The sequence below is a fragment of the Azospirillum halopraeferens DSM 3675 genome (genome assembly GCF_000429625.1).
In the GTDB taxonomy this organism is placed as follows: Bacteria; Pseudomonadota; Alphaproteobacteria; order Azospirillales; family Azospirillaceae; genus Azospirillum; species Azospirillum halopraeferens.
Genome location: NZ_AUCF01000001.1, coordinates 764,524 through 778,219, shown reverse-complemented (window position 1 = coordinate 778,219; position 13,696 = coordinate 764,524). Strand labels below are relative to the sequence as shown.

Genomic DNA, 13,696 nt, shown 5'->3' with positions numbered 1-13,696 from the left:
ACGGCCAGCGGCTGCAGCTCCGCGTCGGTCTGCACCAGGATGGCGCGGTCGGCACCCATGGCCAGCGCGGTGCGCAGCGTCTCCTGGCACTGCGCCACGCCGAGGCTGACGGCGATGATCTCGGTCGCCTTGCCGGCCTCCTTCAGGCGGACCGCCTCTTCCACCGCGATCTCGTCGAAGGGGTTCATGGACATCTTGACGCCGGCGGTCTCAACGCCCGTGCCGTCCGCCTTCACCCGGACCTTCACGTTGTAGTCGACCACCCGCTTCACCGGGACGAGGATTTTCATGTCCGACCCTTGTCAACATTGGGCTCGCCGGTCCGGAAAACGCAAGGCGCGTCCATGGCCCTGACCGATCCCTGCCGAGCACCGGAATTCGGGACGCTCATATTGCAGCGCGTCGGACCATAGGATTTGCCGGATAAGCTGTCAACGTTGCCCGGACCGCGGTGGCGAGCACACCGCCGCCGGCAACGATCAGCGGTTGCCGCCGGGCACCCACAGAACGTCCGCCGTTCCCCCGGCGTTCAGCCGGCGGGCCAGGACGAACAGGTGATCGGACAGGCGGTTGGCGTACTTGATGGCCGGCGCGCCCACCGGTTCGTGGTCGGCCAGCGCCGTCATCTGCCGTTCGGCCCGCCGCACCACGGTGCGCGCCAGATGCAGGTGGGCGGCGGCCGGCGTGCCTCCGGGCAGGATGAACGAGTTGAGGGGCGCCAGTTCGGCGTTCATCGAATCGATCTCGCGCTCCAGGCGGTCCACCTGGGAGTCCGTGATTCGCAGCGGCGGATAGGCCGGGTTTTCCTCCTCCGGCGTGCAGAGATCGGCGCCGAGGTCGAACAGGTCGTTCTGGATGCGCGCCAGCATCGCGTCCTCCTCCGCCAGCGTGGCGGTGTGGAGCCGGGCCAGGCCGAGGACGGCGTTGGCTTCATCGACCGTGCCGTAGGCGTCGACGCGCAGGGCGTGCTTGGGCACCCGCTCGCCGTTGCCCAGCGACGTCTGCCCCTTGTCGCCGCCGCGTGTGTAGATGCGCGTCAATCGGACCATGGGTTCAATCAGCCGTGAGAATGGCCAGCAGGAAGAGCACGAGGGCCACCCCCTGCAGGGTGACGCGCAGGCGCATCAGCCGGTTGGAGTGGCGTTCGTTGGACTCGCCGCCGCGCGCCATCAGGAACACGCCGGCCAGCAGCGACGCAAGGACCGCCAGCATCGCCAGGGCCAGGAGGATCAGGAAAAAGCCGCTCATCGTTCCGATATAGAGCCGGACGGTGCCGGGGACCAGTGGCTTCGGCACCGCGGCACCGTTCGGTATTGCCCGGCGCCCCGGCATCGCCATCTAGGGGCGGTGTCACCAACCGCACCGGGCCCCCCGCATGAGACGTCGCACCTTCCTCTCGGCCGCCGCGACGGCGGTCGGCGCCCTGGCCGCGTCACCCCGGCGGCTGCCGGCGGCGGAGCCGGTCACGGCGCGCTTTCCCGACGGCTTCCTCTGGGGTTGTTCGACGTCGGCCTACCAGATCGAAGGGGCGGTGACCGCGGACGGACGGGGCGCCAGCGTGTGGGACACCTTCAGCCGCACGCCGGGCAAGGTGCGCGACGGCGACACCGGCGACGTGGCCTGCGACCACTATCACCGCTACCGGGAGGATGTCGCCCTGATGGCGCGCGCCGGCATGGGTGCCTACCGGTTCTCGGTCGCCTGGCCGCGGGTGATGCCGGACGGGGCGGGGCCGGTCAACGCCGCGGGGCTCGACTTCTACGACCGGCTGGTGGATGCCCTGCTGGAGAGCGGCGTGGAGCCCTGGCCGTGCCTGTTCCATTGGGATCTGCCGCAGGCCTTGCAGGACCGGGGCGGATGGACCGACCGGGCCATCGCCGGCCGCTTCGCCGATTACGCCGTGGCCGTGGCGCGGCGCCTGGGCGACCGGGTGACCCACTGGGCCATGCTGAACGAGCCGGGCGTCGTCGCCATCTTCGGTCACGGCACCGGCGGCCATGCCCCCGGCCTGACCGGCCGGGCCACCTGCATGGCGGCGCTGCACCACCAGAACCTGGCGCAGGGCACGGCCCTTCAGGCCCTGCGCGCCGCCGGCGGCGGTCGGTGGCGTCTGGGCACTGTGCTGTGCGTCCAGCCGTCCGTTCCCGTCGGCGGCCGGCCGGAGAACGCCGGGGCGGCGGCGCTGTGGGACGCGGTGTGGAACCGGGCCGGCCTCGACCCGCTGTTCCACGGCCGCTATCCGGACCTGCTGGAGGCCGACGTGGGGCCGCTGCTGCGGGCCGGCGATCCGGAGACGATCCGCCAGCCCGTCGACTGGCTGGGGGTCAACTACTACAGCCGCATGCACCAGCAGCCCGATCCCGGCGGCCTGTTCGGCACCGGCTACGGCCCGCCCCCGCCGGGCACGCAGGTCACCGCCATGGGCTGGCCGGTGGAGCCCGGCGGCCTGACCGAGGTGCTGCTGGAGTTGCGCGACCGCTACGGCAACCCGCCGGTGGTGCTGGCCGAGAACGGGGCTGCCTACGACGACCGGCCCGGCCCGGACGGCGCGGTGGAGGATGGCGAGCGCATCGCCTTCCTGCGCGCCCACCTGCTGGCCGGACACGCGGCCCTGGCGCAGGGAGCGAATCTGCGCGGCTGGCTGGTGTGGACGCTGCTGGACAACTTCGAGTGGGCGGAAGGCTACGCCCGCCGCTTCGGCCTGGTGCGCGTCGACCGGGACACCCTGGAGCGAACCCCCAAGGCCAGCTACCACTGGTACGCCGACGTCATCCGGCGCAACGGCGTCGCAGCGTGAGGCTTACGGCTTGACCACCGCCGTCTCCACCGCGGCGAGATGGGCGGCGCGGCGGCGGGCGGTGGCACGGTCCATGTCGTAGAGCGCCAGGTAGCGCAGCCGCGCCCGGGGCGCGCACGCCGCCAGCACGCCGCGCTTCAGGATGCGCCGGGCGGGGTTGCGCATGTACAGCTCGGCCAGCCACCAGGGGGACCCGAAGGAGGTCAGGACCGTCACCCGCTCCAGCCCGGTCAGCAGCGGCACGATGCGGCCGCCCTCGCGGTCGTGGCGGAAGGCCACCCCCGGTGCCCACACCCGGTCGAACCAGCCCTTGAGGATCGCCGGCTGGTCGAACCACCAGTGGGGAAAGGTCAGCACCAGCGCCTGCGACCAACGCAGACGCTCCACCAGCGGTCCCACGGCCCCGGCGTCGTAGGGATCGCTGAAGTAGCCGGCGCGCTCCGCTGCGGTCAGCGCCGGCTCGAATCCCTCGGCGTAGAGGTCGGTCTCCACCACCTCGTGCCCGGCCGTGCGCAACGCGGCGACGGCGGTGCGGTGGACGGCGGCGGCGAAGCTGTCGGGCAGGGGGTGGGCGAGGATGGCCTGGACGCGCATGGAACCTCCGGTCGCGGGGACGGCACGGTAGCACGGGCGCCGGCCGCCCGGCGCGTGCTATACCGGTCGCGACCGCGCTCCGTTCCACCACCGGCCGTCCCCGCAATGCCCGCCCCGACGCCCCATCCCACCCGGTACGCCATACAGAAGGCGCGCGGCAAAGGCTGGACCACGCTGGAGGTGGGGGAGGAACTGGCCCCGGCCGAGGCGCGCTTCGCGCTGATGGTGAAGCTGAATCCGCGCGCCTATTTCCGCCTGATCGAGCTGGAGCTGAATCCCGACTCGGCCTACGAGGGCATGGAGTTCAACTGGAAGCTCCTGAAGCTGCACGATCCCACCGGGCGGCCGGCGGCACCCCGGCCGCGCCGCCGGGACCGGCACCGGGGCCGGGAGCGGGTGCCGTTGCCGGTGCGCTTCTATGTCGGCGTGGTGGTGGCGGGCGCCCTCATCGGGCTGGCCCTGTACCTGGCCATGGGCCGGGCGCCGTTGTAAGCGTCAATCCGCGTCGTAGCCCTTGCGGCGCATGCACTGGTCGAAGACCACCTTGCGGTAGCCGGCCTGCGGCGTTTCGGGCAGGGGGTTGGGCGGATAGCCGCGCAGCCGCATGAGGGTGTCGATCTCGTAATCGCACTCGTCGAAGGCCAGCAGGGCGGAATCGGCGCGCGCCGTGTATTCCCGGTGGGAGGGGTTGCCGCAGCCGACCAGCAGAACGGCTCCCGCCGCCATGGCGGCCAGTCTTGCGATCCCCGGCATGGCGGCACTCCCCCCTTCTTGCGCGGTCGACCGGGGCACCATACCACGCTTTCGCGATGGCGTCCGTTACCGGGCGGGCGGTGCGGCGGGGGATTCGGCGGTAGCGTCACCGGGGTCGCCGTCCACCACGATCTCCACCCGGTCGGCGGCGAAGCGGGTGAGGCTCCATTGGATCGGCACGCCGGCCCGGTCGACGTTCACGCCTTCGCTGACCAGCACCGGGGCGCCGCGCGCCAGGTCGAGCAGGCGCATCTCCTGCGGGTCGGCCGGCCGGGCGGCCAGCCGCGTCGACCGGCGCGTGTAGTCTTCCACCCCGAGCCGCCGCAGTGCAGCGGTGATGGAGCCTTCGCTGCGGAAGGCGTCGATCAGGCGCGGAAAGCGCTCCGCCGGGGAGCGGTGGTCGGACAGCAGCACCGGCCGGCCGTCGACGGTGCCCAGCGTCTCCAGCACGATGACCGGTTCGCCGTCACGCAGGGCGAGCGCGGTCGCCACGGGACCGCGGGCCGGGGCGATGTCGGCGCGCACCAGGTCCCACGCGGGCTGACGGTTCTGCCGCAGCACCGCCTCGGAAAACCGGGTGCGGTGGCCCAGCCGGTACAGAAGCGGCATGGGCGGCACGAAGGTGCCGCGCCCCTGTTCCACGCGCAGCCGGCCGGCGGCCGCCAGCTCGGCCACGGCGCGGCGCAGCGTGTGCCGGTTGACGCCGAAGCGGGTGGCAAGCTGCGCTTCGGAGGGCAGGCGGTCGCCGGGCCGCCACAGGCCGGTGTCGATCTCCTCGCCCAAACGGTCGGCTATGCGCCGCCACAGGGGTGGCGCGCCGGCCTGCGACCCGTTCATCGCCGCGTTTCCTCCCGTCGCTGCGGCACTTCCGGGCTGCAAAAATCTCACCCGTAAAACCGCCGCAATCTGGTAACTAAACCGATTGTGCTTTTCAGCAAGCCGGTACAGCGGGACGGGGGATTCGATGGCATACGGTTGGACGCGGCCGGGTCGGCGGCCGGTGCGGCTGCTGGTGGCGGGCGTGCTGGCGGCGGTCTGGCTGACGCTGCTGCCGGCCGCCCCGGTGTCGGCGCAGCAGCCATCCGCCGCCGACATCCAATGGGCGCAAACGATCCTGCGTGACAAGGGGTTCAAGATCGGTGGCCGCCCCAACGGTCAGATGACGCCGGAGACCCGGTCGGCGCTCAGCGCCTACCAGAAGTCGGTCGGGTTGCCGACCACCGGCCAGCTCGACCGCGCCACCATCGACCGCATGCTGGCCGAGCGTTCGGCCGCGGCTCCGGCCACGGTGGGCAACCTGGCGACCCAGAGACCCGGCGGCGGCGGCCCCGGCCAGGCTCCCCGCGCGCCCGAGCGTGAGGTGGTGCCCCGCGCCGCATCCCGCACCGGTGACGTCCAGGCCGCGGGCGGCGACGGCGCGGTGCCCCTGGGGCCGGTCGTCCGTGGTGCCGGCGGTGTCGGCGGGGCCGACCCGGCACCGCGCGCCGCCCCATCCGGTGCGGTGACGGCCACCACCGCCGACGGCCGCACCGTCGCGGCCAACGCGCTGTCGACCGGTGACGAGGGCTCCGCCATTCCCGGCTGGGTGCGCTACGCCGTGATGGCGGTGCTGGCGGCGACGGTGGGCGTCCTGGGAGTGGCGTGGTGGCGCAGCGGCCGCGCCGTTCCCGCCGTGGACCGGGGACCGGCGGCGGCACCGTCGATGCGCGGCGCGGCGCCGACGGTGCGGCGGCGCGAGCCGACCTTCACCGCGCCGCGCGACGAACTGACCGCCGGCCCGCTTCCGCCGCTGACGTCGGGTTCGCGCGGTCGTGGACGGTAAGGGATGTGCGCGAACAGCGGTAGCGGAGGCGGTAGCGAGCAACCATTAAGTGTTATGCATTCAAAGATTTGATTAAAGTCAATTGCATATCAGGCAATGGTCGTTATGGTTCCGGGACCGTCCGGGCGGGCGCACCGAACTGTCCGCCGACGAGTGAGAGGCCGGAACGCCATGAACTCCGTTACCATCCGATCCAAGCTGCAGCTTGCCTTCTCCGTCCTGGCGATCCTGATCGTCAGCCTGGGGCTGTTCGCCATAGACCGCATCGCCGCCATCCACGGCTTGTCGACGGAACTTGAGGAGAGCTGGCTCCCGTCCACCCGGTGGACGGGTGTGATCGACACCACCACGTCGGATTACCGCGTCACCGAAGCACGGCACATCCTGGCCCAAACCCCGCAGGAGCTGGCGGAGGCGGACGGGTTGATGAACCGGTACCTCAGCAAGTTGCGGGAGACCGAGGCGGTCTATGAGCCGCTGATCGCGAGCCCGGAGGAGCGAACCCGCTATCAGGATTACAAGCGCCGGTGGGAGGCCTACATGGCCACCAGCCGGGAGCTGGTCGCGCTCTCCGCCCAGCACCGCGACGGGGAGGCGATCGCCCTGTTCAAGGGCCGCTCGCGCGAGGACATGGACAAGGTCAAGGAGGCGTTGGGGCGCCTGACCCGGGTCAACACGGACGGGGCGGCGGCGGCCAACCGGGCCGGCAACGCGCTGTTCGAGCAGACCCGTCTGCTGATGGTCGCCGCCATGGGCGGCGGCGGTCTGTTCGCCGCGCTGGCCTGTTGGCTGATCATCACCGGGGTGTCGACGCCGGTCCGCACCATGACCAATGCCATGCGGTCCATCGCCGGCGGCGATAAGACGGTGCAGGTCCCGGGGCTGGACCGCGGTGACGAGGTGGGCGCCATGGCCAAGGCGCTGGAGGTGTTCAAGGAGAACCTGATCGAGGCCGACCGTCTGCGGGCCGAGCAGGACGCCCGGAAGGCGCGCGCCGAGGAGGAGCGCAAGCGGCTGATGCACGAGCTGGCGGACCGGTTCGAGGCGTCGGTGAAGACCGTCGTGGCGCAGGTGTCGACGGCGGCCGCGCAGATGCGCGGCAACTCCGAAACCCTGTCGGCCATGGCGAACGAGAGCCGCGTGCAGGCGACCGCGGTGGCCGCGTCGACGCAGCAGACCTCGGCCAACGTGCAGACCGTCGCCGCCTCGTCGGAGGAGATGGCCAGTTCCATCGGCGAAATCACCCGCCAGGTGAACGAGTCCGCGGCCATCGCCCGGCGCGCCGCCGACCATGCGCAGACCACCAACACTACCATCCAGTCCCTGGCCGATCAGGCCAGGAGCATCGGCGACGTGGTGCAACTCATCAACTCCATCGCCGCCCAGACCAATCTTCTGGCGCTGAACGCCACCATCGAGGCGGCGCGCGCCGGCGAGGCGGGCAAGGGCTTCGCCGTGGTGGCCAGCGAGGTGAAGAACCTGGCCAACCAGACCGGCAAGGCGACGGAGGAGATCTCGGCGCAGATCGACGCCATGCAGCAGGCCACCGGCGGTGCCGTCGGGGCGATCAGCACGATCACGCAGACGATCGGCGAGATCAACCAGATCGCCGCGGGCATCGCCGCCGCCATCGAGGAACAGGACGCCGCAACGCGCGAGATCGCCCGCAACGTCCAGCAGGCGGCGCAGGGGACGGAGGAGATCTCCTCCAGCATCGCCGGCGTCCAGCACGCCGCCGAAGGCACCGGCAAGGCCGCATCCGAAGTCCTGGAGGCGTCGCGTGCGCTGCTGCACGACTCCGAGAATCTCAGCCGCGAGGTCGAACACTTCATCCAGCAGGTGCGCAGCGCATAACGGCGCGCGGGCGGCGTCGAAGGAATCGCCGGCGCCACCTGCGGCCGGATGGTTTGCGCGTTCGGGACGGAGCGGACGGAGAACGCCCGGTTCCGGCCCGAAGGCACATCCCGATCCACGCCGCCTGCGGCCGTTGTCACGCTGCCGGGAACGATGGATGTATTCGGGAGGCGCTACCCGTTTCGGAAGGACGCCTGCAGATAGGCCAGGAAGGCACGCACGGCCGGGTTGGCACGGCGGCTTTCCGGCCAGACCGCGGTGATCTTGTGCTGCTCGACCGCATAGTCGGACAGAACCGGCACCAGTTCGCCGCGCCCGACGTAGGGAGCCGCGATGAAGTGCGCGCTGATTCCGATGCCGCCACCGGCAACCAGCGTCGCAATCAGCGCTTCGCTGGCATCCACGATAATGCCGGACGGCGGCACGATTTCAAGTTCGCGATCACCGAGGCGGAAAGGCCAGCGCAAGAGCTGGCCGCTGCTTTGATAGCGGAGGTTCGTGGTCTCGTGTCCCGCCAGATCGTCGGGATGCGAGGGAACGCCGCGCGCCGCCAGATAGGCCGGCGATGCGAAGCAGCACAATCGATGGGGCCCGAGCCGGCACGACAACAATCGCGAGTCCGCGAGTTCACCGATCCGCACCGCGATGTCGATGCCCTCTTCGACAATATCGACGAAGTGATCGCTCAGGCGAAGATCGACCATGACGTTGGGATAAAGCCGGCGAAACTCCGGCAGCGCGGGAGCGATCATATGGATACCGATCGGCAGAGAAGCGGCAATCCGCAGGGTGCCTGACGGTTCCGAGCGCGCGGTCATCGCCAACTGCCCGATCTCGTCGGCCTCGCGCAGCAGCCGAAGCGCACGCTCATACACATCGCGCCCTTCCGGCGTGAGCGTCAGCGAACGTGTGGTGCGGGAGAGGAGCGATATGCCGAGGGTCTGCTCCAGCCGCTGCACGCTCTTGCTGACCGCCGACGGTGAAATCGACAGGGCCCGGCCGGCCGCGGTGAAGCTGCCCAACGAGGCGACGCGGGCGAAGGCGATCAGGCCGGTCAGTCGTTCAAGCGTCATTTGTTCCTTCATGGAATAACTAAAGCGAATATGGGCGCGATTATCAACTCCCGAGCAATGGGCTACATCTCCGGCAGGCATTGGAATCCGGGAGGGAATGGCTCATGGTCGAGATGATGAAGGCGGTCCGGCTGCACGCATTCGGTGGTCCCGAGGTGCTGCGTTACGAGGATGCGCCGCGGCCCGTTCCGGCACCGGGCGAGGTGTTGGTCCGCGTCCATGCGATCGGCCTCAACCCGCCGGATTGGTATCTTCGGGATGGCTACCGATCGCTTCCTCCGGAATGGCAGCCGCGTCCCACGTTTCCGCTCATCCCGGGATCGGATGTGTCCGGCGTCATCGAGGCCGTCACCGATGGTGTGGAGGGTTTCCGCGTCGGCGATGAGGTCTTTGCGATGGTGCGCTTTCCCCGTGATGTCATGGAGGGCAGCAAGGCCTATGCCGAATATGTCAGCGTCCCGGCATCGGATCTGGCGCTGAAGCCGGCCGGCATCGATCATATCCACGCGGCCGGCGCCCCCATGTCGCTGCTCACCGCTTGGCAGTTCCTGATCGAGTTGGGCCACGACGAGCCGAATCCGTTCCAGGCGTCCAGGCATGCACCGGTGCCGCTGGCCGGCAAAACGGTTCTCGTCAACGGAGCCGGCGGCGGAGTCGGCCACCTGGCGGTGCAACTTGCGACGTGGCGGGGCGCTCGAGTCATCGCCGTGGCTTCGGGCAAGAATGAGGAGCTGATGCGCGATCTCGGCGCTGACCGGTTCATTGACCACACCGGGACGGCGGCCCATGAGGTCGTGCGCGATGTGGATCTCGTCCTTGATACCGTTGGCGGTGCTGACACCGGTCGCTTCCTGCGCACCCTGAAGCGGGGCGGCGCTTTGTTCCCGGTGTATCCGATGGGCTTTGCCGGTTACGGCGAAGCCGAAAGGCTGGGTGTCACCGTCTCGACGACGCAGGTCCGTTCGAGCGGTGCGCAATTGGCGCAAGCGGCCCCCCTGCTTGATGACGGGACCGTTCGCGTCGTCCTGGACAGCACGTTCCCGCTTGCCGATGCATCCGACGCACACGAGCGCGCCGCCCGCGGCAGTATCCAGGGCAAGATTGTCCTGACGGCCGTGTAAACTGAAGAACAGAGTCTCTATCACAAAAGAGTGCGGAGCCTCTTGTCTGATACGGTCGGGAAAAGATCCGTTCCACTGTTTCCGGCCGTGAAACCCGTCAGATCAATGCATTGCATTGATCGATAGGGGTGGACCTACGGCATCATTCTGATGCTGTAGGTATGAGAGGTGGCATTCACACATTTGACGGCGATAGCGCACGTCCCTTCATGGATGGCCGGGGGCGCATGTCGTATTCAGATATGGGGCTGCGGAGAGCCGTCGGAGGCGTTCAACGGTAAGCCGTTCGCAGATCGGGCTCATTCAGTCAAAATGGCGGATGGGGTGGGATTCGAACCCACGGTGGGCTGTTAACCCACGGCGGTTTTCAAGACCGCTGCCTTAAACCGCTCGGCCACCCATCCTTACCGGAGCGCGGCACCGGTTGTAGGGGGACCGGCGGTGGCGGTCAAGGGTGGTTGTCAGGGGGATTCCCGGCAGGCCGGCAACGCCCGCGGGACGGTCTCAATTGCGGATGGTGCGGGCCAGGTTGCGCAGGCGCTTCAGCGGTTTGGGCGCGGTGGGGGCGTCGGAGAAGTCGGGCAGGGCGGGGGCGCGGCTGATGGTCTTGCGGATCAGTGCCAGGGTTTCCTCCAGGTCGGCCATGACGCCGTCACCGATCCGCTCGGCGAAGGGCGGCCGGGTCAGCTTGGTGCGGATCTGTTCCAGATTGCGCACTTCCGGCTCGAACAGTTCGCGCGCCCCGATCGGCAGCACCTGGTCGTCGCGCATGCCGGCGAAATAATCGCGCATGGACTTCACCAGCAGGCCCGTCAACAGGATGTCCATCCGCTCGAACTCGGCGCGCAGGTCGTCCAGCCTGCGGTCGGTCAGGCCACGCAACCGTTCTTCGGTCAGCGCCAGCAGGGCGCGCACCTCCTCCACCTTCTTGCGGAAGTCGAGGAAGGAGGCGAAACGGTCCTGGTCCATGTCGCGCTGCGCCCGCTCGGCCAGGGCCATGGCGTCGCGCGCCTGGGCCTCCAGCGCGCCCAGGAGTTCGCGGACCTCTTCGCGACCGTAACTCCGCCTCCACACCATGTCCGTGATCCCGCATGCCCTTCCGGACCGGGCGCAACGCCCTCATAGATCGCTATTGATACGCGATGCACTCTTTATGAAAGATTTAGCCGGGATTGGCGTTGCCGGTCGCCATGTCCCGTTCGATGTCCCGTTCCACATCCAGGTCCAGCACCACGGGCGTGTGGTCCGAGGCCTTCTCGGCCGCGCGCGGGCGGCGGTCGATGGTGCAGCCGGCCAGTCGGTCGGCCGCACCCGGCGACAGCAGGAAATGGTCGATGCGCAGGCCCCGGTTGCGCGGCCAGCAGCCGGCCTGGTAATCCCAGAACGTGTACGCCTCGTCGTCGTCGTGCAGGGCGCGGTAGGCGTCGGTCAGGCCGAGGTTGACCAGCGTGCGGAACTTCGCCCGCGTCTCGCGGCGGAACAGGGCGTCCATGCTCCACCCCACGGGGTCGTAGACGTCGCGCGGCTCGGGAATGACGTTGTAGTCACCGCCCAGCACGAACGGCACCTCGCGGGCCAGCAGGCCGCGGGTGTGGTCGATCAGCCGGTCCATCCAGCGCAGCTTGTAGTCGTACTTGTCGCCCGGCGCGGGGTTGCCGTTGGGCAGGTAGAGCGAGGCGACGCGCAGCGGCCCCACGGTGGCCTCGACATAGCGCGCCTGTGCGTCCTCCGGCTCCCCCGGCAGGCGGTCCAGCACGTCGGTGGCCGGCGTCTTCGACAGCAGGGCCACGCCGTTGTAGGTCTTCTGCCCAACGGCGGTGACGTGGTAGCCGATGTCCTCGAAGGCGGCGGCGGGGAAGGCCGCGGTCTCGCACTTGATCTCCTGGAACAGGGCGACGTCGGGGGATGCCGCGCGCAGCCAGTCCAGGATCAGGGGCAGCCGCGCCTTGGCGGAATTCACGTTCCAGGTGGCGATCTTCACGGGGGACGGTCCGCCGCTCAGACGCCGAAGGAGCTGCCGCAGCCGCAGGACGACTTGGCGTTGGGGTTGCGGATCTGGAAGGAGGCGCCCATCAGGTCCTCCACGAAGTCCAGCGTCGCGCCGTCCAGCAGGTCGAGCGAGCAGTCGTCGGTGACCACCCGGGTGCCGCCGTTCTCGAACACGATGTCGTCGGCGTTCACGGCATCGTCGAAGGTGAAGCCGTACTGGAATCCGGAACAGCCGCCGCCCGACACGGTCAGGCGCAGCATGGTGCCGGGCTTGCCCTCCTGCTCCACCAGGAACGCCACCCGCCGGGCCGCGCTGTCGGAGATGTGGAGCACCCGCTCCGCCGTGGCGGTATCGGACATGGATGTGACCCCCTTGCTGCACTGCGATTGGAAACCCTCAAGGGTGGAATGTAAGCCGGTCCGGGGGATTCGCAAAGGGGGTGGCGCGGCGCGACGCCCGGCGGTAGTGTCCGCGCCATGAGCGAAACCGTGCAACCCGATGGACCGGTTCCCCCGGCGCCCTACGCCTGCATCCCCGCGGGGAGCCGCGGGCGGCTGGTGGCCGAGGCTGAGAGCCCGACGCGGTCGTGCTTCCAGCGCGACCGCGACCGCATCGTCCATTCCGGGGCGTTCCGCAAACTGAAATACAAGACGCAGGTCTTCGTCTATCACGAGGGCGACTATTACCGCACCCGCCTGACCCACAGCCTGGAGGTGGCGCAGATCGCGCGCTCCATCAGCCGGGTGCTGGGCCTGAACGAGGACCTGGCGGAGGCGGTGGCCCTGGCCCACGACCTGGGCCACACCCCCTTCGGCCATGCCGGCGAGGACGCCCTGAACGCCTGCATGGAGCCCTACGGCGGCTTCAGCCACAACGACCAGACCCTGCGCATCCTCACCCGGCTGGAGCGACGCTACGCCGACTTCGACGGGCTGAACCTGACCTGGGAGACGCTGGAGGGGGTGGTCAAGCACAACGGCCCGCTGCTGCCCCCGCCGCCCGGGACGGACCTGCCCGTCACCATCCGTGCCTTCCGTGCGGTGTGGGACCTGGAACTGGGGACCAACCCCGGGGCCGAGGCGCAGGTGGCGGCCCTCGCCGACGACATCGCCTACAACAACCACGACATCGACGACGGCCTGCGCGCCGGCCTGTTCTCCGTCGACGAGGTGGCCGAACTGCCCATGCTGGGTCCCATCGTGCGCGAGGTCTGCGACCGCCATCCGGGGCTGGAGCGCAGCCGGTTGATCCACGAGACGGTGCGCCGCCTGATCGACCGCATGGTCGGCGACCTGCTGGCCGAGACGCGCCGCCGCCTGGCCGACCTCCGGCCGGCCTCCGCCGCCGAGGTGCGGGCGGCGCCGCACATGGTGGTGGCCTTCTCGGAACCGATGCTGGCCGATCAACGGCCCTTGCGCGCCTTCCTGAAGCAGCGCATGTACCGCCATTACCGGGTGAACCGGGAGATGAGCAAGTGCAAGCGCGTGGTGCGCGCCCTGTTCGAGCTGTTCATGGCCGAGCCCAACTGCCTGCCCACCCAGTGGCAGGCGGAGCTGGAGGCACAGAACGGTGCGGCCGGGGGGGACCCCGCGGTGCGCGCGCGCCTGGTCGCCGACTACATCGCCGGCATGACCGACCGCTTCGCCCTGGCCGAGTACGCCCGACTCTTCGACATGGATGCCAAGACCTGAC

At 69.6% G+C, this 13,696-nt stretch carries 15 protein-coding genes, 1 tRNA gene and 1 pseudogene; 6 read left to right on the top strand and 11 right to left on the bottom strand.

Annotated elements, in window-relative coordinates; genetic code table 11:
* From G472_RS0103710 to G472_RS0103700, 3 genes are all read right to left on the bottom strand, one after another.
* Positions 1-290, bottom strand: a 290-nt coding sequence (locus G472_RS0103710) for an electron transfer flavoprotein subunit beta/FixA family protein (protein WP_029007302.1), incomplete at its 3' end; no start/stop codon positions are given.
* A 189-nt stretch (positions 291-479) separates the two neighbouring features.
* Positions 480-1,049: a cob(I)yrinic acid a,c-diamide adenosyltransferase gene (locus tag G472_RS0103705; RefSeq protein ID WP_029007301.1), complete on the bottom strand. Its 570-nt coding sequence runs from the start codon at positions 1,047-1,049 to the stop codon at positions 480-482.
* Between the two features lie 4 nt (positions 1,050-1,053).
* Positions 1,054-1,296: a twin transmembrane helix small protein gene (locus G472_RS0103700; protein ID WP_342667906.1), complete on the bottom strand. Its 243-nt coding sequence runs from the start codon at positions 1,294-1,296 to the stop codon at positions 1,054-1,056.
* A 79-nt stretch (positions 1,297-1,375) separates the two neighbouring features.
* Between G472_RS0103700 and G472_RS0103695 the strand changes: the two genes are divergently transcribed.
* Positions 1,376-2,797, top strand: a complete 1,422-nt coding sequence (locus tag G472_RS0103695) for a GH1 family beta-glucosidase (RefSeq protein ID WP_029007299.1) — start codon at positions 1,376-1,378, stop codon at positions 2,795-2,797.
* A gap of 3 nt (positions 2,798-2,800) precedes the next feature.
* Here the strand turns inward: G472_RS0103695 and G472_RS0103690 are convergent, their stop codons facing one another.
* The gene (locus G472_RS0103690; RefSeq protein WP_029007298.1) at positions 2,801-3,391 is read right to left on the bottom strand and encodes an NAD(P)H-dependent oxidoreductase; all 591 of its coding nucleotides are present in this window, start codon (positions 3,389-3,391) and stop codon (positions 2,801-2,803) included.
* Between the two features lie 105 nt (positions 3,392-3,496).
* On the opposite strand from G472_RS0103690, the gene G472_RS0103685 reads away from it, so the two are divergent.
* Positions 3,497-3,883: a hypothetical protein gene (locus tag G472_RS0103685; protein WP_029007297.1), complete on the top strand. Its 387-nt coding sequence runs from the start codon at positions 3,497-3,499 to the stop codon at positions 3,881-3,883.
* A 3-nt stretch (positions 3,884-3,886) separates the two neighbouring features.
* Here G472_RS0103685 and G472_RS0103680 read toward each other — a convergent pair whose 3' ends face one another.
* Positions 3,887-4,144 carry a hypothetical protein gene (locus G472_RS0103680; protein ID WP_029007296.1) on the bottom strand — a complete coding sequence of 86 codons (258 nt, stop codon included), beginning with the start codon at positions 4,142-4,144 and terminating at the stop codon, positions 3,887-3,889.
* A 66-nt stretch (positions 4,145-4,210) separates the two neighbouring features.
* The gene (gene phnF / locus G472_RS31040; RefSeq protein ID WP_051340281.1) at positions 4,211-4,981 is read right to left on the bottom strand and encodes a phosphonate metabolism transcriptional regulator PhnF; all 771 of its coding nucleotides are present in this window, start codon (positions 4,979-4,981) and stop codon (positions 4,211-4,213) included.
* A gap of 127 nt (positions 4,982-5,108) precedes the next feature.
* Here phnF and G472_RS0103670 point away from each other — a divergent pair, with 127 nt between their 5' ends.
* Both G472_RS0103670 and G472_RS0103665 read left to right on the top strand, forming a co-directional pair.
* A complete protein-coding gene (locus G472_RS0103670) occupies positions 5,109-5,966 on the top strand; it encodes a peptidoglycan-binding domain-containing protein (protein WP_029007295.1) in 858 nt (285 codons plus the stop codon).
* A gap of 171 nt (positions 5,967-6,137) precedes the next feature.
* The gene (locus G472_RS0103665) at positions 6,138-7,820 is read left to right on the top strand and encodes a methyl-accepting chemotaxis protein (protein WP_029007294.1); all 1,683 of its coding nucleotides are present in this window, start codon (positions 6,138-6,140) and stop codon (positions 7,818-7,820) included.
* Between the two features lie 173 nt (positions 7,821-7,993).
* Here G472_RS0103665 and G472_RS0103660 read toward each other — a convergent pair whose 3' ends face one another.
* Complete coding sequence (locus tag G472_RS0103660) at positions 7,994-8,893, bottom strand: LysR family transcriptional regulator (protein ID WP_245593373.1); 900 nt, start codon at positions 8,891-8,893, stop codon at positions 7,994-7,996.
* 104 nt (positions 8,894-8,997) lie between these two features.
* Here G472_RS0103660 and G472_RS0103655 point away from each other — a divergent pair, with 104 nt between their 5' ends.
* Positions 8,998-10,014, top strand: coding sequence for an NADP-dependent oxidoreductase (locus G472_RS0103655; protein WP_029007292.1), 1,017 nt, complete (start codon positions 8,998-9,000; stop codon positions 10,012-10,014).
* A gap of 313 nt (positions 10,015-10,327) precedes the next feature.
* On the opposite strand, the gene G472_RS0103650 is transcribed toward G472_RS0103655, so the two are convergent.
* The 4 genes and pseudogenes from G472_RS0103650 to erpA form a co-directional block, all read right to left on the bottom strand.
* Positions 10,328-10,418, bottom strand: a tRNA-Ser gene (locus G472_RS0103650).
* Positions 10,419-10,518: 100 nt separating this feature from the next.
* Entirely contained in the window at positions 10,519-11,091 is a 573-nt protein-coding gene (locus G472_RS0103645; RefSeq protein ID WP_029007291.1) for a hypothetical protein, read from the bottom strand.
* Positions 11,092-11,230: 139 nt separating this feature from the next.
* Positions 11,231-11,995 (bottom strand): annotated as a pseudogene (locus G472_RS31035) (exodeoxyribonuclease III); the annotation flags it as partial.
* A 17-nt stretch (positions 11,996-12,012) separates the two neighbouring features.
* Entirely contained in the window at positions 12,013-12,363 is a 351-nt protein-coding gene (gene erpA, locus G472_RS0103635; RefSeq protein ID WP_029007290.1) for an iron-sulfur cluster insertion protein ErpA, read from the bottom strand.
* 117 nt (positions 12,364-12,480) lie between these two features.
* Here erpA and G472_RS0103630 point away from each other — a divergent pair, with 117 nt between their 5' ends.
* Positions 12,481-13,695 carry a deoxyguanosinetriphosphate triphosphohydrolase gene (locus G472_RS0103630; protein ID WP_051340277.1) on the top strand — a complete coding sequence of 405 codons (1,215 nt, stop codon included), beginning with the start codon at positions 12,481-12,483 and terminating at the stop codon, positions 13,693-13,695.
* Position 13,696 lies beyond the last annotated feature (1 nt).